Below are 22742 nucleotides of genomic sequence, written 5' to 3'. Positions count from 1 at the left end.
GATTTAACAATAAAAGTGTGATTCTTCCACAACAGACCAAGGATATTATTGCTGAGTATGAGCGCAATAAGAGTAAATCTAAACGACGCAAGTAATTAAGTTTTGGGGAAAGAGAAACTGTCTGTTTTGGTTTTCCCTATCTTTGGAACAGCATCGAATGGCACGAAGACTCATGTGAAATATCGTCAGGGCAGGGTGTTGGGTGTAGTGTTAATAAAAATGGCTCTTCAGTACTTAGTATGCTAAATTAATCTGCTAAAAAGCTGAAAACATTGCTGCACAACAACAGCAGGCATTGTTTTTAACATTTTAGGCTATTCTTGGGACTTAAGCGTTCTAAACTTGATTTTAAAGTCTAGTTTTGATGTTTAACTAATAATTTGGCATAACAGGTACTGAAGAACCATAAAAATTGAATTTTAGTGCGCTAGACAAAACCAAGTTGTTCGTAATTCCCTACACCCTACACCTCACACCCTACACCCCAAAACCAGTAATACCAAGGGTTAACGCTTAACAAGCGTGCCATTCGGAACAGCATCAATAGTTTGATAGAGGGATGAAGTTATGAACGAACTAAAAGAAATTAAACTTTGGGATGATTGGGACGATATTAATTTATCTACTCCAGAACGTCGCATTGAACGCTTAGAAATTCTGCTGTGCCAAAAAGGCGAAGATATCTCTCAATGTCTGCAAGTTTTGGAGTACTTGAAAAATTGCACGACTCACCAAAAGTTGGAGTCTGTTTTCTTTAGGCGAGTTCATTCTAAAATAACTTTCAACTCCTGGCAAATAATTGGTCAGGCTACCTTAATCTCCCTAGTCGCTATTTCCTGCTGTTTTGCTATGTATAAAATAGCTACTTCATCAATAATATCTAGTAATTCTTCGTCGGAATTATCTCTTGGCAAGCAATTATCAAAAAGCACCCCACCACACAGTAAAAAACATCATAGATAAACACAGTTGCAGTGCGGTATATTTATTTACTGCACTGCGATTACTGACTATGACACTCCACCAACAATCTCTAAAATCTTTCAAGTCAACGAAGTCAAAGGCAGTCTATGAATATTTACTTTCATGCCCAAGGTGAGGCGATCGCTTTCTTTCTTCTTTCACATATTCAGGTAAAATCACTGTATTTGATGGATAAAAACGGTCTTATAGCGTAACTTCACCTACTCTAATAGGAGGTGTTTTTATCAAAAGGCAAGCTATCTTCCGGCTCGAAGTTCTGCAAGTCCTGTTCCATTTTGTGGAGGCGTTGAACGTAGGTTCTGCTGTCTTCAATCCTTTCTTTCATCCGTTCTTCACCAAAGTTGATACCTTGTTCTGCATGATCGGCAGACACAGCATTATAATTCTCGACTTCGTTTTTCTTACGCCACTCAAGCTGTTCCAGGGCACTTTCACTGATGCCAATTTGCCGAGCGTACTCTACATATTCAGGTCTGAGAGAGCCGTCAGGGTTAAATTCCTTTTTTTCTTGTTCAGTAAAGAAATCGTAGGCTGTGTAGATTGGCCACGGCTCTGGATCAGTCTCGTCTAAGTGCTTCCACTCGTCGTATCTTGCTTTTAGCCTAGAGGCATAATCATCAATCGCCTCGTTACTCATTCCCACAGATAACATTTCTTGTCGAGCTTCATTTTTCAAGCTGCCATCTGGATGGAACTCATCCTTGTGCATATTTATCCAACGCTTAATTCTTGACATATAAATCTCCTCAAAAATTGATTAATTTTCATCAATTCACTTAACAGTTATGGCTTTAGAATTAAAGCATTTTGACCCTCGTTTAAATCAGTGGATCTATATAGACGATAACAAAACTAGCTCTCAATCAATTTTAACTGAAAAGCTCAGTAATACCTTATTAGAATTTTACTTTCCTGGCAAAGAATTCTCGTTTGGACACTCAGATGAATACAGTACTGCCGAAGAGTTAAAGAATCATCCAGATGGACAGATTTTATTGCTATCTTCCAAGACTCGTTTACTTTATGGAGATAAAGAATGTTTAGAAACGATTCAAAAAATTTGTCCAGATAGTAAAGACCGTGGGGCTTATGGTTCAATCTTCCTTGGGGCTTGTAAAAATGCAATTCACGAAAAGCTAAACATTCTGGTAGTAGATGATTCTACTGAAAAGGCTGGTGAAAATGGAGGGGTATTATCGAATGATTTGGCATATAAATTAGTTGGTGACTGTTATGGGCAGATTTCAACACAACTTTATGACAAAGTAACCTTAAGAGAATCCCAAGCAGATAAAAGCTATCGTGTAATTCAGCATCGATTTGGTTGGGTGGATGGAGTTGGAGAGGATACTACTAAATACCGTTTTGGCAAAGGAACACTACGACCATACAGGCTAGACGAAATCAAATATGCAGATCCAAATAGCAAACCAAAAATCGATATAATTCTCCCTGTAAGCAGTTTTAAGGGAACAGATAAGGATAGACCAGAAGGCCCCACTAAACCTCAAATTAAGTCAGGGTTGTATCAGCAAGATATTTGGTTAGCCGAAAAAGGGCAATCTCAGCAAGGTCAGATGTCTATCTCCCAACTATTAGCATCTTTCCCCCAAGGAATTAAAGATTTTGCCGAAGAATTAGAGGTACAAGCTGAAAAACTAGCCTCTATTCAAGATGACCCTAGAATTGTTGCTGCTTACTATTGTGAAAAATACGAAAAACGCAAAGAATCATTGAACCAAAGTAAATTAAAAATAGGAGAAGTCACAAACCTTGAACCAGATGTTAAAAACTTAGGGAAAAATGACGATTTAGATACAGATGAGGAATTAGATGACGAGGGTAGTAAAGATGACTTGTTCATGTACAAACTCATCAAAACTGACTTACTTGGTCATCAACAACTTTTAGAAACGGAAAAAGTTAAACAGGAATTAAGTCGGTTTTTACAGAGCCAATGGCGAGATATCGCTCTGGGGAAAACGCTTACTTTTGACCGAGGGATGATTATTCCATCCAAGGAACTTAAAAATGGTGAAATTTGTGTTTCATGGGAAAAGAATGAAGAGAAAATTCTTAACTTCCGTTCTCCTTTTCTGAATTCTAACGGATTGTGTGTGTCTGCTAACAAGCACGTTAAAGATCGACTCGGGCCAGATGGTAAAGACCTCAAAGGCATAATTGTAGTCAATGACGAAGACCACAAGCGCATACAGCAAAGAATTACAGAGTTAGAAGCACTCTTGGTTGATGTTGATTTTATCGACCCAGCAGAAACCGAATCAGAACGCCAAGCACGAGATTTTGATGGTGACTGCATTGGTGTAGCAAGAGCTAGCTTATATCCCAATTTAACGGCAGAGGCAGAGCGAAGAAATCTTCCTCAAAACGCCTATTCGCCCACGGTTAAGCTCAAAAAACAGTCATTTTATTTGGAAAATGGAACCCAGCCCCCATTTGAAAAAATCGCTATCCACATGAGCGATAGCATTAGCGTGGGCATAATCAACAATCAAGTGACAGCACTGGAGGCATTAGAATCAGAAATTGAGGTACTAAAGACTTACGGTACTTTTGAGCAGAAATCAAATTATCTAGACCAAGTTTCTAACCATTACAAAACCCTGTTTGAGCAAGAACAGCACAAAGAGCCAAAGTTAATTCGAGAAGAATACAAGCCTTATATGCAAGGGGTTGTTGAACTTGCTCATTGTCAAAGAACTCCCGAAATTATCCAGCAAGCAATGGACATTAACCGTCAAATGTACCGGAGCATGATTGAAGAAGGATGTTATCAAAACCAAATAGCGGTTGATTTATTCAAAAGTGCTAAAAAACCTGAGATGGATAAAATCCGGGAAAACAGCCGCTACTTGTATCGTGATGTTAATTATATTAAAGATAAAAAATCTTGTTCAGCTTATTTAAACTCTGGCATTACTCCCACAGGTTACTCCCCTGTAGAACTACTAATCAGTCAAACTAATAAATATTTCCAAGGATCACAGTTAGAATCGCGCCCCATCGTCCAGTTTAAAGACTTATTCAAAGGAGTAGAATTTACACCACAGCAAAAATTTGCAGCAATCGCCGCCAAATACGAGTTTGATCTGAAATTCAACGCTGCGGTTCGGATGTCCCAACGCCGTGAAACCGAGAAAGGGCCATCCGCAATAGTGCAAACTCCACAGTCTTGCAAACTCGAAATTACCAATCTCACCCGTTACGGGTATCCCCTAATCTGGAAAGCCCAGACGCTGAACATTCGCTTAGATGAAATTCCAGAAAAATTCAGAAGTTTTGAACGCCCTCACCGATTATTAGCAGTTGCACAGATAGATGGTGAGATTGGGGAGAATAAGAAACCCGCTTACCGCAACCTGGGGACAGTTAGCCAACAATCGCAAGCAGATTACAACCTTAAGGCGGGGATGACCATGCAGGGAGCTAAACTCCTAGAACTAAAACCAGAACTTACTAGAAGCCAAACTAAACTACTCTATGCCTTGGCAAATGATGCAGCAGAAGCATTTTATGCGAAAATCCCAGAGTCAGAAAAACTTACAGGAGCAGCCGCAGCTTGGAACATCTGTGCATCCCGCCAGGATGAACTGGAAGTTGCAAGAAAAGAAAACGCGAACCCCCAAGCGGTCGCTAAAAAAGTCTCTAATTTTGCTTTCGCTGCTTTCCCCAATGAGATTATTTCTCGCTTAGATAAATTGCAATTTACTGAACCGAAGTTAGTCACACTGAATAATGAAGCGAATCAATTTTTGGGTCGAGACTGGAACGCTCATGAAAAACATCCTATAGAAATCAGGGCTAGCCACCACCCACCGGGACACGAACGCCACGTTTCCAGATTGTTATTTGTACAGGATACTGACGGCGAATATAAAGAATTCGCCATGCTGGAGACAAGAACTGGACAGCTACCGATTGGCACAAAGGCGCAAGCTAATTTTATTGGCGTGGAACCTGCGACTGCTAAGGCCACTATTGGACTGCCAGGATTTGAGCCGATTGAAATTACTATCCGCGAACTTAAAAACTTCTCTTACGCAGGACTTGTTTTTAATGACCAACCCGTAAACTTAGAATTTGGCACTGTACCGATTCCTGACAAAACAGTAAGAATTAAATTAGATGCTTTGACTCTGGGTGAGTTAGACAGTGATTCTGTTCAACAGTTGAAACAAATTGATTACCTGAAAAGTGGTAATCCCCTCAAATTAAAGCTCACGTCAATCTCCGAAACTGGAGATCAAGCTTTTGTGCTGGGTGAGTCTCCTAATGGGAATCTCCTCAAAATCAATAAAATCAACTTTTATGATTTTTCTGGTCAGTCATTCTTGGATCGAGATTACCGAAAACTGACTATCGAAACCTCAGCTTCTAAAACCAGAGATGCCGTGTTTTTAAATGGTGAACCCTTGGGAGTATTGCATTTTAAAAAAGACAAAGACGCACTCAGACAGCTTGGACTGCTCAAAACCGGACAACTTACACACGCCGACGCGATCCTTGAAAGTAACTTTTCTGTGATTTGCGCTCAAATTGACCCTAAGACCGTTGAATATCCCCAGAAATGGACGAAGGAATTTCAGGCTTTTGGGACTCAATCAGTTAACCCTCAACAACAGCAGATGATTGATAGTAGTGAGCCAATTCTACATCATATTAAAGAGCGTCCTACTTTCTTATTTTCGACAGAATCAAACAAAAAACTTGGAGTCATGGGTTTGGCTGTTGACAACCAGAAAGCTGAGACTGTGACTAAATGGTTAACTGCTCAAAAAGTTGAATGGCAGCAAGTACCAACAGAAGATGTTATCAGGGAAACTAAGAAAGGTCTAGCGGTATTTCACTTAGTCAGCAGTTCAATTCCTGCCAAAAGTTTGGATAATATGACCAAGAAATTTGGGTCAATTATTGAAACGGATAGTGACTATCAACAAAGAGTTAATTCCCTCGCCACACGACCGCAGTTTTTGAAACCTCCATCTCAATCAGCATTGTCCCCGCCTCAACAAAGTGCTCAATTCCACCCAAACCAAGAGGTTCAAAATGTCGCCCCTACGGTCATCAAAGGCAAACCGATTCCGATGAACTACCCTTTAATGATGCATGGTGAGCCGAACCCACTACCTGTAAATACTTGCATTGATGCCATGCGCGGATACGGCAGAACTCACACCACTAGAGCTAAAGAGCCTTACAAACAGTATGGATTTAAACAGGGTGATATAGCTCTAGCTACAGGCATTGGTAAGCAAGTCGCCTTTCGAGTCGGTAAACAGTATCAAATCACACCTGATATGATTGCTGACCCCGTTTATCAACAGCAATGGGCTGATATGGAAAAGCACTCACCCAAAGCATTACCAGAATTGTTCACAGGCAAAGGGCAGGTCTGGGGACTACATCTAGAGCCGTTGGGGGATTATGTGGAGGGTTTTATAGTCCCGTTTCCTGAACCACAAAACAGAGCCGCACCCAATCAAGAAGTCCAACCTCAATCAGTTACCATTGATGATTTGAGAAATTGGTACAATGCCGCAGATAAGTTAGGGAAGTCGGAGAATTACAAAAAACGCATTGTAGAAGTTGCAAATGGGTTTAAAGCTGGTGAGCAATTATCAGAGTCAGCGTTGACAGTAATGAATCAAGATACATTTGAGCTTGAAAGAATCAGTCGGCTGACTCAAATTGCTCAAAGGATTGGCATGGTCTGGGGTCAGTCTGATGAAAATGGCACTCAAGTTCAAGGAAAAATTTATGACTTGGCTTTCAATACCCAGCATAGGGATTTAACTATTTCGCAGAAAAATGGAGAGATAATTTTAAACTTGCAATCTGGTCAGGTGCAGACTAATAAACTAACTCCACAGATATTACAAACTTTTGAAGATGTTAATACTCAAATTGATAAAATATTAGCTAAACCTCAAACACAACAAGTAGACTTACAAAGATAGATTTATCCTAAAATAGCCCTTTTCAGCAATAAAAAAGGAGAATAACGTTATGGAGACGGCTAATCTAGAGCAAGCACAGGTTTCTTATAATCAAGGTCTGGCACATCTAAAGTCAGGCAATTTAGATGCAGTTATCGAGTGCTTTAGAGAGGCATTACTACTTAATCCTAATTTTGCTGAAGTTCACAATACTATAGGAGTAATTCAGTTTCAAATCGAAAAATATGAAAATGCGATTCAGCTTTTTCATAACGCATTAGCGATGAATCCGAGTTTTGCTGAAGCTTATAATAATCGAGGATTAGCTCGGTCAAAAATCTGTCATAAGTCAGAATTTTCCAAGGTGATTGAAGATTACACTAAAGCCATTGCTCTGAATCCCAAATTAGTCCAGGCTTATCTAAATCGGGCTGATACATATAAAAATTTAACTGGTGACAACCCAGCAGCTATCTTAGATTACAATCAAGTAATTTCACTTGACCCAAACTGTTTATCAGCTTATATAAATAGGGCAAATATTTGTTTTTTATCTGGGGAATTAGAAAAATCACTTTTTGATTTAGAAAAAGTATTATCTCTAGATACTGATTGTGCAGAAGCATACTGTGGACGAGGGACAGTCAGATTCCATCTGGGCAATATTGAGGGCGCTAAAAAAGATTTATTTAAAGCTTTTGGTTTGTATGAGGCGCGAAGGAATATGATTTACTGTGCTTTTACTCGAAGTTTGATTATGGAGCTTTTTCGAGATCATGAAGTTTACAAAGATTTGTTTGGGGTTGAAAGTAGGATAGTCAAATCGAAAAAGTAGCCACTTTTGTCGAGCGGCTACCAATTAAATTCTTTTTTCATTTCTTTCTGCGATCACACAGAAGAAAACTTTTCAAATATCCTCTTACATAAAGCTATTTTAATGTCGAAAACCTACCTCAACATTGATTATGCCTAAAGCACTACTTCGATTTACATCGCCCACGTTGACTATATACCCATCTTTAGAATTAAGATCAATCACTTTAAAAGTGTTTTCTTGGCTTCCGAAAGGACAATTCCAATAAAGTTGTGCAATTTTAACATCAGCATCAAATAAATCAATAGTACCTTCTGTTCCAGATGCACTGTTTGTCCTAGAAGCTGAAGATATTGTACCAGTCTGCCCTGCTGGAATTGTGGACAAAAGGTCAGAAGCTCCTATTTCCATATATTTATCTTCATTTTGGACAAATTTTCCAAATTCTAGACGAGCGTTTTTAATGTAGATATTATCACTATTGAATGTATTTTTTATTTGGATTGAAACCCATAGCGTAGGTTCTTTTGCCTTTACATTTGTGTTTGTACTAGGCTTTAATTCTTCCTGGTTGTTTATTTTTTCTTCTAATGTTTTTATCCTCTCCTCCTGATTTTTAGTCAGTTCTTCCAATTGGTCTAGTCTTGCTTCTATTGAAGAAAAGTTTGCTGCTGTTTGAATAGTTCCACCAATCATTTGATTTACCTTTTTTTATGATAATTGACTATATATAGTAAATCATCAAGTTGATAACCGTGCAAGGACAGTTAAGACAGTTAAAAAATTTTTCAGTCTATAGAACTTCGATTTTCAGGATTTTAGTGGTAGTTGTTAATGCTGTAGCAAGGGCTAACAATTTCGATTATCAGAGGTCAAATCGTTGTAGGCTGTGAATCGCAGTCTCTACAGTCTGGTAATGATAATCAATCGACACGGATGCGCTAAGGTTATTATACAGTAAGGGATACAGCTAATTTTCAGTCATGGTTTAGACTGGGAGAATCAAGTTTTTTGGCTCATCCGAGATTCATTGAGGCAAGAACATTTAGCTTGGTCAGTGCAAAGTGTGATCGCGTGTACTGAGAAACTTTTCAGCAACAATCGCTTCAATTCGTCTTAAGTTAGTATCTTTCCTTGTCCGCTTTGGCACGGTTATGCCAAATATGCTAAATACAAAGGTAAAACAACTGCCAATGCTCGATTACGTCAGTGCAGGAATCGCGTTTTACGTCACAATGCTTCCCGTACAAGAGTGGATATTGGAATTCCGTCTTGGTTATCTCGGTCGCTACTGGAGCCTGATAAGTGTTGCTGGTTTATTCATTGGCTTTTTGCTCTGTGCGCTGATATTTGTGCCATTGATTATTAACATGGCACTAGATCCGTTCAAATATCCAGATAATGCTGCGATGAGTGCGATCGCTGCGGTGATTGTTGGTGCAATACTCTGGCTGGGGCAGTGGCTAATTCTCCGCCAGACTGAAATGACACCAAGAATTTTTGCGCTCATCAATACAGTAGTTGGAATTTCTGTCTTCTCTGTGCTGGTATGGTTCAATCAAAAAAGTTTGCAGTGGAGCGGTGGCCCAATTGAAGGCTGGAGAACCGGACTCATCTTTCTAGTGGGTGGTACAGTTACCGGAGCGGCGACGGGTAAGGCTTTAGATTTTTACTGTGGACGAGTTGAGCAGCGATTAATCAGACTTGAGAGGGAGAGGGTAGAACAAGAAACCCAAGAGCGAGAAAGGCTTTTGAGAGAAAAGCTTGAGAAGGAGAAATTAGAACAAGAACTCCTAGAAGCAGAGATGGCAGAACGGAAAAGGATACAGCGAGAGGCGGCTCAAGAGGAAGAACGTTTGTGGTACGAAAAACACGGGAAAGACTATGCAGATTATGAATACGACGAAGATGAAGAGGAGTATGAAGAAGGTGAAGACGAGAAGGAGGAATAAACTCAATTCTCCATCAAGTTGTTAAAGCAGGGAATGTTCAAGCAGAAATAGAAAAGCTGTCTTCACCACCATCAGGACGATAGCGCCATAAATGCTGTGCAAATTTTGGTTTAATCGCGGATTTTAAAAGTCATTATCCGTAAAGGGAACTATGGATGGTAAAAATTTTTGAAAAGAAGGGTAAAATTGTAATTTTGCTTCATAGTCATCTGTAAGTGATACTTCTAATTCAATTGTTTGCTGCTCTTTTTCATCAAAGAGCAACTGGATTTGATAATTAGTCCAGAATTGGTCGCCTAGTTGATCTTCTAAATCAAAAAGTCTTTCTTCATCACCCCATATATTTGACCAAAGAACGATCCTATTAGCCCGAAAATGATTTTGACCATTTGCATCTCCAATTACAAAATATGCTTCGACAGTCAAATTAAATGCTAAATCATCGACCTCTGTCTCTGCAATGTTGCAGTTAACAAGGATTAAGGTATCGGGGTTAACGTTTACTACCTGCTCTTGGCGCTTTAATAATTCTTGTAATACGAAACTAGGTAATAGCTGAGAACTTCCTTCAAGGGCTTGTTTTTGAGTTTCGGGGGAGTAACGAGTTTTTAACTCTCGCGTGATTAGAGTTAAAATATCTTCACTAGCTAAATTGACAACTATCTTTTTATCTGCGGGATTAAGGAAACTTCCAACATTCAGAGTAATGTGTTTTTTAATTGGCATAGTTCTGTAAAATCCTTTTGAACAGTTCATACTCATCTACAAATAAAGCGAAGGCAAGGAAAAATATTACCTCAGCTTCAGTTCTTCGTTTTGATCAAGACGTACTTCCGAGTAATTGCAGGAGTGAAAATCATAATTATAAATGACTGTGATTTGATAGTCTATTATGTTCATCCGCTAATATTTAAAAATGCCACAGTGCTTGACCAATTAACGGATTGGTTGAGTAAGTAACGAACAAATAAATTTTTAATAATATTTATTTCCTCACTTGTCAAATTAGCAGCTAGACGATCTGCATAACTTGGTCGATTAGGATTAGCAGTAAATAAACGCTTGATAAAATTATCAGAGATGTGCATTGGTGTCAAATACTGCTCAAGACCTACTTGTACGCAGTGCCCATTTGAGGCAAAAGCGTGACGCAAATCATCAGCGTCCCAGTTAAGCATGGGGTCAGAGACATCTGTATAAATAGCTTCTTCCGCTAAAACTAATCGCTTATACAATTGGGCATCTAAATTTTGGCTGGGCAGTAAGCGGTAAAACCTTTGGGTATGACGAGGTACTGTCTCAGCTAAAATAAGCTTGACTGAGTGCGGGAGCAATTGAGTTAAAATTTGAGCAGCAAGTCCCTTATCCGATTCTGAGGCTAGTACATTGCGCCCGATAGTAGAGTCAAACTGTACATTTGGTGCAAGAGATGCCAGCATAGCAGGTATCTGTGCAACAGATGCAGTAAAAACTATTGGTCGCATTGTTTCAGGAAGTGCCGCAGCAAGTTCTACTAAAGCATTGGCATCAGAGCGATTGCGAACACAGGCATAAACCCCACCTTCAGGAACTTGCCGGATTGCTTCCCAAGTAAGTAAACCAGTGGCGGCATTTAGATCCAATACTAAGTGATGACGTTGTAATTGAGCAAAATTGAAAATGCGCTCGCGCACAGATGCTAATTGTGTACTGACTTGAGAAAGTGTGCGTTGCAACCAGCGCTCATCTGCTCGGTCAACAGTTCCATAAGTCATGACTTCCATTGGTGCAACACCAATATCTTCTACTATTGCGGCAAGTTGAGCTTCTCGACGACGTGCCACTTGTGTTGCGATTTGATGTTCATAACCTTGGGTTGATGGTTGATAAAACAATTGACCTTGCAAGCTCTTGGGTAAATATTGCTGTTCTACCCAATGATCTCGGTAAGCGTGAGGATAGAGATAACCAGCCCCATGCCCAAAACCTTTTTTATCCCGATTGGCATCTTTAAGGTGAGTAGGGACTTCTGCAACATTTTCATTTTCTACTGCGGCGAAAGCATCAAAAAAGCCCATAATGCTATTGGATTTTGGTGCAGTCGCTAAATAAAGTACTGCCTGTGCTAAATGATAACGTCCTTCTGGCATTCCCACGCGGTCAAAAGCTTCGGCACAGGCATTTGTAACGACAATTGCTTGTGGATCAGCCAATCCGACATCTTCGCTTGCAAGAATTAACATCCGACGGAAGATGAAGCGCGGGTCTTCACCGGCATAAACCATTTTGGCCAGCCAATAGAGTGCTGCATCTGGGTCAGAACCTCGTAAGCTCTTAATAAAAGCACTAATGGTATCAAAATGGGCATCCCCTTCTTTGTCATATAAAACAGCACGTTGTTGAATTGATTCTTCTGCCACTGCTAGGGGAATATGAATAACACCTGTAGTATCGGGGGGTGTAGTCTCTACAGCTAGTTGCAAAGCATTCAATAATGAACGAGCATCACCATTAGCAACATTAACTAGATGAGCTAAAGCATCTGTGTCAATTTGTACTGTTAACTTGCCATAACCGCGTTCCGAATCAGCTAGTGTTTGCTCAATAATTTTGTATAAATCTTTATCAGTTAATTGCTGAAGTTGAAAAATCCGCGAACGGCTTACGAGTGCCTTATTGACTTCAAAAAAAGGATTTTCGGTGGTAGCACCAATAAGAATGATTGTACCATTCTCTACCCAAGGCAATAAAGCATCTTGCTGAGACTTGTTAAAACGATGGACTTCATCGACAAAAAGAATAGTTCGTTGATTATGAAACTTGCGCTCTTCTTGGGCTTTTTCAATTGCCGCTCGAATTTCTTTAACTCCTGAGAGTACAGCATTGATAGCGATGAATTGAGCGCGGGTGGTGTTGGCAATAACCCGCGCTAAAGTAGTCTTGCCAGTCCCTGGTGGCCCAGAAAAGATTAAGGAAGACAGTTGATCCAAACTAATAGCACGCCGCAGTAGCCTTCCTTGCCCGATAATATGGTCTTGACCAATAAATTCATCAAGTGTCCGTGGACGCATCCGAGCCGCTAGGGGTGCTGATTCTTCAGTTATTTTTGCAAGATGCTGGTCAAATAAATCCATTATTAAATACGTCTTCAGAAGTGGAGTTTTTCAAGCCATAGAAGATGTATGCTTTTTCAAGGTAAAAAATTATAACGGCAATTAATATCTAAAAAGAAATTACTTTACGATGTCGTTATCAGCGCTGAAATCAGAACTGATGATTTTTGGTTTTGACTCGCTGGTACAGTTCTTCCATTGTTTCAATAAAGGAAGCATCATTGTGCCAGAAATCAGGAAAATCCCCTTGTTTCTTAATCAAAATTGCACAGATACTACTTGGAGTCGCCACTTCAATAGTTTGTGGTAATCGCTTTGTACCTAACCAAAATTCTCTGGCATTTGGCATTTGCTTAAGAGATTGCTTTTCTAGCTTAGTGTACAGCGAATTAGAAAGTTCTAAAGGAATTTCCTTAGTATTCAATTCCTCAGATAGAGCTTTTCCTAAAGGAGAATCAGCTAGTTTGGCTTGAAGTTCTGCTTTCGATAATCCCCGTAATTCAAATAACAACCAGGGATTATTATCTAATTGAGAAGCCACTAAATAGTAAACTCCAGCAATGTGCTTACAGGGATTAGCATAATCTGGGCAAGAGCATTTAGTTTTGAAATCCTTACTACTATGGGGCAATAAATGTAGTCCCAAATGAGAGAAAGTATCTTCAATATTTTCTGGGACTTCATTTAGCAGCAATCGAGAAATGATACTGGCTTTAGAAGAAAGCTTTTGGATAGCTTCATTCCAATGGGTTTTAGCAATAGGTGTAATCTGAATCTCTATATTATAAGTTGGTTCTTTGTAGACTCCAAAATAGGGATTAACTGAGCCTCTGACTTTGGCAGTAATTTTATTTAAGTCAATCTCAAAGCTTTTGACTTTACCACCGCTAGCATAAGACCGTCCTCTTTTGAGTCGGTTATCATCTGTAAAAGCTTCTAGTGCTTGAATAAAGCGATCGCCCCACCAAGTTCGACTAAATTTAGCCATAATATCTACTCCAAAATTGCACTCTTGTTCAATGAAATCAACCGCTTAAAGGCTTCATTATCTAATTCGGTGAGCCAAGATTCATCGCTACCAACAACAGCAGCAGAGAGTTTTTTCTTATCTTCAATCATTTGGTCAATTCTCTCTTCTAGAGTTCCAATGGCAACAAACTTATGCACAAAGACATTCTTTTTTTGACCAATACGGAAAGCACGGTCAGTTGCTTGGTCTTCAACTGCTGGGTTCCACCAACGGTCAAAGTGAAAGACATGGTTGGCTTTCGTGAGGGTGATACCTACGCCCCCTGCTTTCAAGGAAAGGATAAAAACCGATGGTTCTGTATTTGGGTCTTGAAATTCGGTAATCATTTGCTCTCGACGTGGGCGACTAGTACCACCATGCAAATAGTAAGTATTGCAATGCAGACTATGTTTGAGATGTTTTTCAATCTTTTCACCCACTTCCGTAAATTGACTAAAAATGAGTAAACTTTCTCCTTCATCAACTGCCTCCTCAACCATCTCTGCTAACCGACTGAGTTTGTGCGAACGCAGTGGTGAAAAATCGCTCCCATCTTGCAGAAATTGGGCTGGATGATTACAAATCTGCTTCAATTTCATCAGAGTTGAAAGAATCAATCCTTTGCGCTGAATTCCCTCTGCTGATTGCAATTGTTTTTCTACATCTAGTACTACCACTTCATAAAGCGAAGCTTGCTCTTTGGTCAGGTTAGTGTAGAGTTTTTGTTCCACTTTATCTGGCAAGTCATTAATAATAGACTGGTCAGTTTTTAACCTTCGCAGAATTAGAGGTTCTACCAGTTTTTTCAAGGTGGCAGATTTCACGCGGTCATTGTCTTTTTGAATCGGAATCTCGAAGATTTTCCGAAACTGGGCTTCTTTACCCAAGTAACCAGGATTGAGAAAATTAAAAATTGACCATAAATCCAGTAAGCGGTTTTCTACAGGAGTGCCTGTCAATGCCAGTCGGTGTTTAGCTCTTAATTTTAAAATAGCTTTAGTTTGGGCAGCTTTCGGATTTTTAATATTTTGTGCCTCATCCAGTACTAAACGTTGCCACTCGATGCCGCTCAATAACTTTTCATCTTTGCGGACTAAAGTAAAAGAACTAATTATCACATCGTTTTGTTCACAAGCAGCTTTGAAATCAGCTAGATTTTGCAGCCTAGTGCTACCATGATGCACCATAGTTTTTAAATGAGGTGCAAATTTGGCAATTTCTTTCTGCCAGTTGCCGACAACAGAAGTAGGGGCAATTAATAATGTCGGTAAGGCAGATAAAGAAGTAATCTTTTCTCCTACTTTCAGAGCTTCATGTAACTCTTTCTCTTGCACTAATCGGGCAATCACCTGCACGGATTTACCTAAACCCATATCGTCTGCCAAACAGCCATTTAATCCCAAATTTTCTAGATATTGTAGCCAGGAAACACCACGTTTTTGATATTCTCGGAGTGTGCCTTGCAGATTATCAAGTTCAGAAATTGGTTCTAGGCGACTTTTATCTTGTAGCTTTGCGATCATCTCTGACAAAGCTTCATCATGTTCAATTTCCCATTCTGATCCCAATTCAGCACTGCGTTGTAGAAACTCCAGTAAGGTCATCTGGGGTTGTTCTTCACCGTGGGACTGCCAAAATTCGAGTAACTGCTGCATTTTATCTCGGTCTAATTCCATCCATTGACCGCGAAAATGCACCAAGGGAGTTTTAGCATTAATCAGTTGTTCCCATTCAATAGGTGTGACAGTTTGCTCCCCAATTGCCAACTCATACTGATACTCCACCAGTGAGTCTAAGCCGAAATAGCTTTTTGTTTCCCCTTTCGTTGCAGCAAGTTTGCTACCCGATGCTTTGAGGCGAATTTTGGCGCGACGACGACCAGTGGGAGTATACCAAGCAGGTACAATTACTTTGAATCCTGAGTCTTCTAACACCCAAGCACTTTCAGTCAGGAAATCAAATGCTTCATCTAAGGTAAGTTGCATTGCGATTGGACTCGCTGTTTCCAACCCAAGCCAGAGTTTGGGATACATCCTGGCTGCATAACCCAAATTCAGCAGCAAATTTGTTTCAAAATCTTTACCAAAATCTTTATTTACAGCAGTTTTGGAAAATTGATTCATTGTCCAGTAGTCTGCTAACGCTAACTTCAAGGATGGATCTTGTTTACTCGCTACTAGAAATTGAATTTGCCAATTGTCTATTTGTGACGATGAAGGAGAATGTAACTGGAAGCACAGATGAAAAGGTGAATCAGCTTGAGTGCGGGTAATTTTGGTTTTCCACATCAACCATTGCTGATATTCCTCAAGGGCAGCATTTGTTGTGAGTGGATTATGCTGACGAGGAGAAAAGCAAGATTCAATTAGAGAATCAGCAATTTGTTTGTCAAAAGCGGCTGTTGATGGGGTGTGAGTTACTAAATCATTAAGTACATATTCGGAAAAGTGACGCAATAGTGTTTCTCGATCAAAAAACTCAATAGGATAACTAACTGTTGCTTTACCTGCCACACATATTAGTGGCATATAGTCAATATATTTAAGAATATTTGCTTCATATTGTTCCGAAATAATTTCCCAGGTGGCATAAATTTCAAATGCTGCTTTATCAGTCTTGCTTTTGCCTTTTTTCTTCGGATTTTCCGATGATAACTGTCGATATTTTAGTGCGGGAATAAATTGGTCTTTGAGGATTACTTGTTTAAAACTTTGAGTGTAATGATACCAAAATAATAAATCTGAACCAATTTGAAACTTCTCCGCATTATATATTGCTAAAAAATGGATATCTTTAAGTAGTTTAATAATATTAAGTGCTGTGACGTTTTTGGTAGACACTACTGTTTCATAACAATCAATCTGCCAATATTGGAATTCTTCATAGCTATCAGTCAACTCAATTTCTAAATACTTGGTTAATTCTGGTGAGGGTAGGGGCTGATTATTGGTGGTTGGTAAGGCAAAGTATTTAGGAGATATGCGTTGGGAAAATTTAGTATTGTCTTCTTTAATTCCCAATTCTTCTACTAAAAAGGCGATTAATTGGGATTCTACCAAGTGTCCAGGATGAATTTGTTGACTATTGGTGTGACTTTTTTGGGATAATTGAGTTTCTACCCACAAGTAAAAAGACCCTGACTGGATAAAGTCAGTTTCCTCGTTTGGTATCCAGGTGCCATGAAGTATTCTCATTGTTGTGATGTCTCTGGATTGTTCGGAAATTCACGCGCCTTAGAATTACTTTAGCAAACAGAGGTGCTAGAATTATCTCCTTTATGCAAAAGAAAGCGATGTGTTCTTGTGCGATCGCTTGACTTACGCACTATAGAGGCAGCAGTCCCATACTTCCCTTACAACCCCTGGCTGTCTAATCAGTATATTTAAGCTTATCGATTAACGATTTTGCTAAGATTCAAGCTTTCAAATCTATTCTTATATACCGATAAGACGGTCAGGGCTTACAACTCAAAATCAAGAGTGAAGGTTTGGTCATCAGAATCCTCTTGGTTTTCGATAATAGATGGCTCTTGAGTCCTTGAAGAGAGTTTGTTATCTTCAGTATTAATCGGGGTGAAAGCTACTTGTTGTGTGGGAAATGCACCCTTTCTGAAAGCAAAATAACAATCAATGATAAAGTAAAGTGTCTCCAGGTAACTTTTACCTAGTTGCTGTGATTCGGCAAATATCCGCTCACGGTAGCTATCTTTGATCCGAACTTTTTCTGGGGTTAAGTCAAGTTTGTCTGCCATTGCGATCACTTAATAGATGTAGATGCTGAATTCTTGCTGCTGATGGTCTTTGCCATCTCTAAAAGCCCAGAGACATTGGCTTCCACCGGATTGTCCAGGATTTTGAAGCCGTTTTTCTCCAACAGCTTCTTAAATCCGGGTAAGAGGCAACCTCCACCAATCGCCCAGATTTCATCCCCTTGGTGCTTGGCATCCAATGTGAGATTCACCACTTTCTTCAAGTATTTTTCATACCAATCTTTTAAAGAAGCACTGTATATATCTTTGATATCGATGTCACGGCTGTACCTGGTATGCCCCATTTCCAGACAAAATCGGATCTTGGAAGCATCCCCAATTTTTCCTCCATTTAGATGTTTCATTTTTTGTGAGATATCATCGATGAGAACTTCTACACCGATGGGGTAGGCAGTGTGAACTTCTCGCTGACCCCGGTTGTAACGAGAATAGAGAGTCGTTCCATTGCCAAAGTCTAAAATGGTTAATTTTTTGGGTAGTGGATGCCCAAATAATGCACCCATACCCTCTAGTACAACTTTTAGCACTTCTACTTTCACGTCTGATTGTTTGCCAGCAAGTATTGGCTGATATTCTCCATTGAGTACTTTTTGCAATTCTTCAGCCAGACCAACATCATGTAAGCTGACGACTAATTTTAAGTGCCAAGCCTTACGGTGTGGGAGATGTGCCAATGCACCCAACAAAGTCAACAACGCATTATTTACTTTATTTTCATTATTGTCTGTGTTGCGGTCAAAATAATTCCCTGTACGGTAAGCAGACTCTCCAACTGTGTAAGCAGTACCGTTAAAAACTACCCGTCCTGGTACATCTTCCATGTCAGCTGTGGAAATATAACTCGGCACACGAACTACTTCAAACCCTTCGACTAAAAGTTTGAGACTTCCGTAACCGTTATCAAAACCGGCAGGAAAAATTTTTTGCAACGTGTGAATGTTTGACATAAAGACAAAGGTAATACACTTTGATTTGTGAAAATTATCTGTTCAAGTGATCTGCAAGGGCAAGAGAAAGAAGAATAAAATAACTTCCCCCTTTTTTCCTAATCTCAAGAGCTTATCATAACCCCTTGGGGGCTAAATGGGGTACAAAATATTAACCAGTCAAATATACCCCATTTAGCACCTATATGTACCCTATATAGGGGTCAAAATGTCCCCAAAGTCCTGAGCTATTGTTGGGGTATATATAGCCCCCATGTAGCTCCCAGGAGGAATTTTTGAAATTTTTTTTATCAACGAAGCAGAAATTAATTTAGATCATCGTTGACTCTTTGATTTATACTTTACTATCAATTTTTTGTTGAAAAGCAATTCAGTTTTGATCTTTAACTTCTTGCTGACTACGTAACGAGTGGGTTACTACTTGCTTACAGGTTCAGCTTTTTCTACTGAATTATCATTCACACCCAAAGTCAATTCCAAAGGAGTTTTTTGGGGATAAGCTTTTACCACTTGTCGATAAACATCATAATTAGTAGGTAGTGTCTGCTGAGAATTACCCACTCCATAAGTCAGGAAAGTACTTTACATCTTTCACTAATTCAGGTTTTCCTATCTCTTCTTGAGGTCTTTTACGTTGTTCAACTTCATCAACACTTGGTCGTGGCGGTAAAGTAGGCCACCATAAGCCTCGGTCATCTGGGCCAACAACTGCTCCTGCCGGTTTCAATCCATTCCGATTCAACACTGAAGTATTCGTTCATGTTTCAATACGTGGTTGTGGTTGACTAGTTAAGTTATTCGCATACTTGACTTGCCAGGAGTAACTGGTGAGTGCTGTAGCTTCATACTGTTCAGCAGTAGTAGTACTGCAACTAGTTAATGTCAGTGCCATTAGTGCAGTTATTATTGAGGGTAAAAATCTTATTTGCATTATCAATCGTAAATATCTTTTACCAATCACTCTTCAAAAGGTAGTGTGCCATCATTGCTACCAAGGTGAAGGAATCGATGTTGTAGAAAGCACTTCTCCCGTAACAATCTAATCGCCATTTGCCTATTTTGAAGGAATGACTTTAGGAATGCTGATTGCCATACTAAATGTAGTTTCAGTTATCATCACTGCTTTCAACTAATAAAGCTTCAAGCTCTACTAATATTTTTTGTAATCGCTTGTGCTGATTGGGATTATCCCAAACCTTTGATTTTTTTACTTTACTGTAGGCTTCATCTATCTTCTTTTTTAAAGAAGATGATTTTTTATCTGTATTTCCAGGCGTGTTTGCTTGAATTTCAGCAAAACGCTCTTTAATTTGACTTAAAGATAAATTATTTTGAATTGCATCAGACAGTAATGATTTACGTAGGGCTTCATCCCTAATCCGCGCAATTACTTTGGCTTTAGTATACTCGATTACTCCTGAGCGGAGAGCTTCCATAACATCTATAGGAAGTTTTAATAATGGGAGACGATTGGTTCTAAAACTTTCGGGGGAAAACTTTCCGATTGTGTTAAATACCTCAAGTAGAGACTGCCATTCTTGGCTGTGGATAACGTTATCCACAGCCTCTCGTTCTGGATGAGCTGCTGATTGAAGTAAAGCAACTATTGATTCTGTGGTTTGATTAAGTTTTAATCCTAAGAGAGCAACAATACTCTCTGTTTCCTCAATTGGGTTTAAGTCCTCTCTTTGGAGATTTTCCGAGAGTGCTAGTTCAAGTGCTTCAACATCTGTCATTTCCCTAATAACAGCAGGTACAAACTCTAATTGAGCAGTTTTAGCCCCTTGGAAACGACGTTCTCCTGCAACTAGTTCATATTTCCCATCCTTTTGAGGACGGACGAGAAGGGGCTGAAGAATTCCATGCTGTTTAATTGACTCTACTAACTCAAGCATGGCTTGAGGAGCAAAGTAGCGACGAGGTTGTTGATGTGGTAAAACTATTTGTTCTATTGGGATAAGGAAAGCAGCGCTACTATTGTCTACTGCTTCTTCAACTCCAAATAAAGCATCGACTCCTTTAATTTCATAAGGTTGACTAACACGCTTCTTCATACTCATGGCAACGTCTCCAAACTTTGAGCAATCTGTTTGAGAATAGTGACAGATGGATGCTTAGAATTGTAAAGTGCTAACGGTATATGCTCTTGGGCTGCATCAGCAAAAGCTACGGATCGAGGAATAGCTGGATAAATGGTACCAATCTTAGATAGAGAATTAGTAATTGACTGTAAGCTTTGGGAGCCTTGTCCAGTTCGGTTATCGTACATGGTTGGAACTACTCCAGCAATCTGTAATTTTCGATTTGCCCGAGAACGGACACGCGCAATCGTTGTTAACAATAGTTCTGTTCCTTTTAAAGCTTTATATTCAGTTTGAATAGGAATGAGTACGTGTGTGGCTGCCACCAAGCTAATATAGCTAAGAATACCGAGACTTGGTGGACAATCAATTAAAATGAATTGGTATTGTGCGATAACTGGTTCAAGAGCCTCCTTTAGTCGAATATCTCGCATATCTGCGACAACAAGTTCTAATTCTGCGCCACTTAAGTTAATGTTCGCGGGGGCCATATCCATCCCATGTATATTCTGATGAATTGGTAATGGTTCTTCTCCCAGAATAGCTTCATAAACTGTCTTATCTAGTGAGGATGGCTCTAATCCCATAAAAGTAGATAGTGAAGCCTGGGGGTCCATATCCACTAATAAAACGCTTTGCTGACTTTGAGCCAAATGGTAGCCTAAATTCATTGTCAGAGTAGTTTTGCTGACACCACCCGACTGATTAAAAACTGCAATGACTTTGCTCATTAACTGAACAGAAATAATAAAGACATCAACTTAACAATATCGGTATCAGTCACATACTGGCAAAAGAAACTTACATTCAGTAGACCGAACTTTAACATTTCAACTATGATTTTGCCCTTTCTATGATTGCTAACTTTTTCAGTCTCCAAGCAATGGTTTATCTGGTGTCAGCCCCACTGCCCCGGCTTTTAAGCTTGAACTAGGGTGAGTTTTCGATGACACTAATATTGAATATCTAATTTAGTATTTATGTACTAGAATAGCTAAACTTCCAATATTATAATGATGTGCGGCATCTGATGATAAGCAATGTCCACTCCCCCTAATCTTTCCCCTCAACAAGTAAGTGCCTTTACTCAACACGAAACAATCACTGGAGTTGTAGAACGTTTAACTTTTTACTCTGCTGAATCGGGTTACACAGTGGCAAGGCTGACTCGCCCGCGTAGCACCGAACTCACAACAATTGTTGGCAGCTTTGCTAATATCCAGCCAGGGCAGACTTTACAGCTAACTGGGTTCTGGCGTGACCATCCACAATTTGGGCCACAGTTCCAAGTAGTCAACTACAAAGAAACCAAACCAGCTACTCTCACTGGAATTGAGAAATATTTGGGCAGTGGACTAATTAAAGGTGTGGGGCCAGTTACAGCCAAGCGCATCGTTGCTCACTTTGGTTTAGAAACTCTGGACATCATCGAAAACCAAATTGAACGACTGATTGAAGTCCAGGGTATTGCCAAAAAGCGGATTAAGTTAATTAAAAATGCCTGGGAGACACAGAAAGCCATAAAAGAAGTAATGGTATTTTTGCAAGGGCACGGTGTTTCAACAACATACGCGGTCAAAATTTACAAACAATATGGTGATAAAGCGATCGCCACAGTAACCCATAACCCGTACCAACTAGCAGCCGATATCTACGGTATTGGTTTTCTAACTGCTGATAAGATTGCTCGAAACTTAGGAGTTGCCCCTAATTCTGAGTTTAGATATTGTGCTGGACTTGTCCACGCTTTGAGTGAAGCTGCTGAAGATGGACATTGTTACTTACCACAGCCAGAACTAATTGAGTCCGTGATTAAACTGTTGACTACTGAAGAGCATCAGCCAACAGAAGATGCAATGGCTCAAACTATCAAAGACATGGCTCTGAAAGATGAGCTAATCAGAGAGAAAATCCCAGACCAAACCCTGCTGTGCTACAAACCAACTTATTTTCATACAGAACAAAACCTAGCACAACTGATATCTGGGCGCTTGAGCCAGCCGATTGCACAAGATATTCCCCGTGTCCGTGCCTGGATTGAGCGCTTCACGGCTAGTCACAAAATTCAGCTTTCAGAACAGCAACGCCAAGCTGTAGAAACAGCAGCCTATTCCAAAATCATGATCCTCACTGGTGG

General features: G+C 39.7%; 15 protein-coding genes and 1 pseudogene. 5 read left to right on the top strand and 11 right to left on the bottom strand.

Annotated elements, in window-relative coordinates; translation table 11 throughout:
• Positions 1-567 precede the first annotated feature (567 nt).
• Positions 568-963, top strand: a complete 396-nt coding sequence (locus ACEYW6_RS32145; RefSeq protein WP_412982978.1) for a hypothetical protein — start codon at positions 568-570, stop codon at positions 961-963.
• A 226-nt stretch (positions 964-1189) separates the two neighbouring features.
• Here ACEYW6_RS32145 and ACEYW6_RS32140 read toward each other — a convergent pair whose 3' ends face one another.
• On the bottom strand, positions 1190-1720 hold the full coding sequence (locus tag ACEYW6_RS32140) for a hypothetical protein (RefSeq protein ID WP_412982977.1): 531 nt from the start codon (positions 1718-1720) through the stop codon (positions 1190-1192).
• A 49-nt stretch (positions 1721-1769) separates the two neighbouring features.
• Between ACEYW6_RS32140 and ACEYW6_RS32135 the strand changes: the two genes are divergently transcribed.
• Together ACEYW6_RS32135 and ACEYW6_RS32130 are read left to right on the top strand one after the other, a co-directional pair.
• A complete protein-coding gene (locus ACEYW6_RS32135; RefSeq protein ID WP_412982976.1) occupies positions 1770-6962 on the top strand; it encodes a hypothetical protein in 5193 nt (1730 codons plus the stop codon).
• 49 nt (positions 6963-7011) lie between these two features.
• Entirely contained in the window at positions 7012-7776 is a 765-nt protein-coding gene (locus ACEYW6_RS32130; protein ID WP_412982975.1) for a tetratricopeptide repeat protein, read from the top strand.
• Between the two features lie 99 nt (positions 7777-7875).
• Here the strand turns inward: ACEYW6_RS32130 and ACEYW6_RS32125 are convergent, their stop codons facing one another.
• On the bottom strand, positions 7876-8451 hold the full coding sequence (locus tag ACEYW6_RS32125) for an aegerolysin family protein (RefSeq protein WP_163939274.1): 576 nt from the start codon (positions 8449-8451) through the stop codon (positions 7876-7878).
• Positions 8452-8909: 458 nt separating this feature from the next.
• Between ACEYW6_RS32125 and ACEYW6_RS32120 the strand changes: the two genes are divergently transcribed.
• Complete coding sequence (locus ACEYW6_RS32120; RefSeq protein WP_412982974.1) at positions 8910-9707, top strand: hypothetical protein; 798 nt, start codon at positions 8910-8912, stop codon at positions 9705-9707.
• Between the two features lie 123 nt (positions 9708-9830).
• On the opposite strand, the gene ACEYW6_RS32115 is transcribed toward ACEYW6_RS32120, so the two are convergent.
• From ACEYW6_RS32115 to ACEYW6_RS32075, 9 genes and pseudogenes are all read right to left on the bottom strand, one after another.
• Positions 9831-10433, bottom strand: coding sequence for a hypothetical protein (locus ACEYW6_RS32115; RefSeq protein ID WP_412982973.1), 603 nt, complete (start codon positions 10431-10433; stop codon positions 9831-9833).
• 170 nt (positions 10434-10603) lie between these two features.
• Positions 10604-12820: an AAA family ATPase gene (locus ACEYW6_RS32110; RefSeq protein WP_412982972.1), complete on the bottom strand. Its 2217-nt coding sequence runs from the start codon at positions 12818-12820 to the stop codon at positions 10604-10606.
• Positions 12821-12950: 130 nt separating this feature from the next.
• Complete coding sequence (locus tag ACEYW6_RS32105; protein ID WP_412982971.1) at positions 12951-13787, bottom strand: SWIM zinc finger family protein; 837 nt, start codon at positions 13785-13787, stop codon at positions 12951-12953.
• Between the two features lie 5 nt (positions 13788-13792).
• Positions 13793-17002 (bottom strand): DEAD/DEAH box helicase, encoded by a 3210-nt coding sequence (locus tag ACEYW6_RS32100; RefSeq protein ID WP_412982970.1) that lies wholly within the window; start codon positions 17000-17002, stop codon positions 13793-13795.
• A 266-nt stretch (positions 17003-17268) separates the two neighbouring features.
• On the bottom strand, positions 17269-17559 hold the full coding sequence (locus ACEYW6_RS32095; protein ID WP_104900811.1) for a hypothetical protein: 291 nt from the start codon (positions 17557-17559) through the stop codon (positions 17269-17271).
• A 5-nt stretch (positions 17560-17564) separates the two neighbouring features.
• A complete protein-coding gene (locus tag ACEYW6_RS32090) occupies positions 17565-18524 on the bottom strand; it encodes a ParM/StbA family protein (RefSeq protein WP_412982969.1) in 960 nt (319 codons plus the stop codon).
• Between the two features lie 417 nt (positions 18525-18941).
• Positions 18942-19455: pseudogene (locus ACEYW6_RS32085) on the bottom strand (hypothetical protein).
• 175 nt (positions 19456-19630) lie between these two features.
• Positions 19631-20584, bottom strand: coding sequence for a ParB/RepB/Spo0J family partition protein (locus tag ACEYW6_RS32080; RefSeq protein ID WP_412982968.1), 954 nt, complete (start codon positions 20582-20584; stop codon positions 19631-19633).
• Entirely contained in the window at positions 20581-21336 is a 756-nt protein-coding gene (locus ACEYW6_RS32075) for a ParA family protein (RefSeq protein WP_190898742.1), read from the bottom strand. The genes ACEYW6_RS32080 and ACEYW6_RS32075 overlap by 4 nt, the downstream gene beginning before the upstream one ends.
• A gap of 309 nt (positions 21337-21645) precedes the next feature.
• Here ACEYW6_RS32075 and ACEYW6_RS32070 point away from each other — a divergent pair.
• Positions 21646-22742, top strand: a 1097-nt coding sequence (locus ACEYW6_RS32070; RefSeq protein WP_412982967.1) for a helix-hairpin-helix domain-containing protein, incomplete at its 3' end; no start/stop codon positions are given.

This window comes from Nostoc sp. UIC 10607, assembly GCF_047228265.1.
Lineage (GTDB): Bacteria > Cyanobacteriota > Cyanobacteriia > Cyanobacteriales > Nostocaceae > Nostoc > Nostoc foliaceum_A.
Note: the sequence above shows the minus strand (reverse complement) of the source record. Positions and strands in the feature narration are given on the sequence as shown.

Coding starts and splice junctions, on each gene's coding strand:
- ACEYW6_RS32120 (WP_412982974.1), top strand. CDS start 8,910: ATGCCAAATATGCTAAATACAAAGGTAAAACAACTGCCAATGCTCGAT.
- ACEYW6_RS32075 (WP_190898742.1), bottom strand. CDS start 21,336: ATGAGCAAAGTCATTGCAGTTTTTAATCAGTCGGGTGGTGTCAGCAAA.
- ACEYW6_RS32135 (WP_412982976.1), top strand. CDS start 1,770: ATGGCTTTAGAATTAAAGCATTTTGACCCTCGTTTAAATCAGTGGATC.
- ACEYW6_RS32090 (WP_412982969.1), bottom strand. CDS start 18,524: ATGTCAAACATTCACACGTTGCAAAAAATTTTTCCTGCCGGTTTTGAT.
- ACEYW6_RS32100 (WP_412982970.1), bottom strand. CDS start 17,002: ATGAGAATACTTCATGGCACCTGGATACCAAACGAGGAAACTGACTTT.
- ACEYW6_RS32145 (WP_412982978.1), top strand. CDS start 568: ATGAACGAACTAAAAGAAATTAAACTTTGGGATGATTGGGACGATATT.
- ACEYW6_RS32140 (WP_412982977.1), bottom strand. CDS start 1,720: ATGTCAAGAATTAAGCGTTGGATAAATATGCACAAGGATGAGTTCCAT.
- ACEYW6_RS32105 (WP_412982971.1), bottom strand. CDS start 13,787: ATGGCTAAATTTAGTCGAACTTGGTGGGGCGATCGCTTTATTCAAGCA.
- ACEYW6_RS32115 (WP_412982973.1), bottom strand. CDS start 10,433: ATGCCAATTAAAAAACACATTACTCTGAATGTTGGAAGTTTCCTTAAT.
- ACEYW6_RS32080 (WP_412982968.1), bottom strand. CDS start 20,584: ATGAGTATGAAGAAGCGTGTTAGTCAACCTTATGAAATTAAAGGAGTC.
- ACEYW6_RS32095 (WP_104900811.1), bottom strand. CDS start 17,559: ATGGCAGACAAACTTGACTTAACCCCAGAAAAAGTTCGGATCAAAGAT.
- ACEYW6_RS32110 (WP_412982972.1), bottom strand. CDS start 12,820: ATGGATTTATTTGACCAGCATCTTGCAAAAATAACTGAAGAATCAGCA.
- ACEYW6_RS32125 (WP_163939274.1), bottom strand. CDS start 8,451: ATGATTGGTGGAACTATTCAAACAGCAGCAAACTTTTCTTCAATAGAA.
- ACEYW6_RS32130 (WP_412982975.1), top strand. CDS start 7,012: ATGGAGACGGCTAATCTAGAGCAAGCACAGGTTTCTTATAATCAAGGT.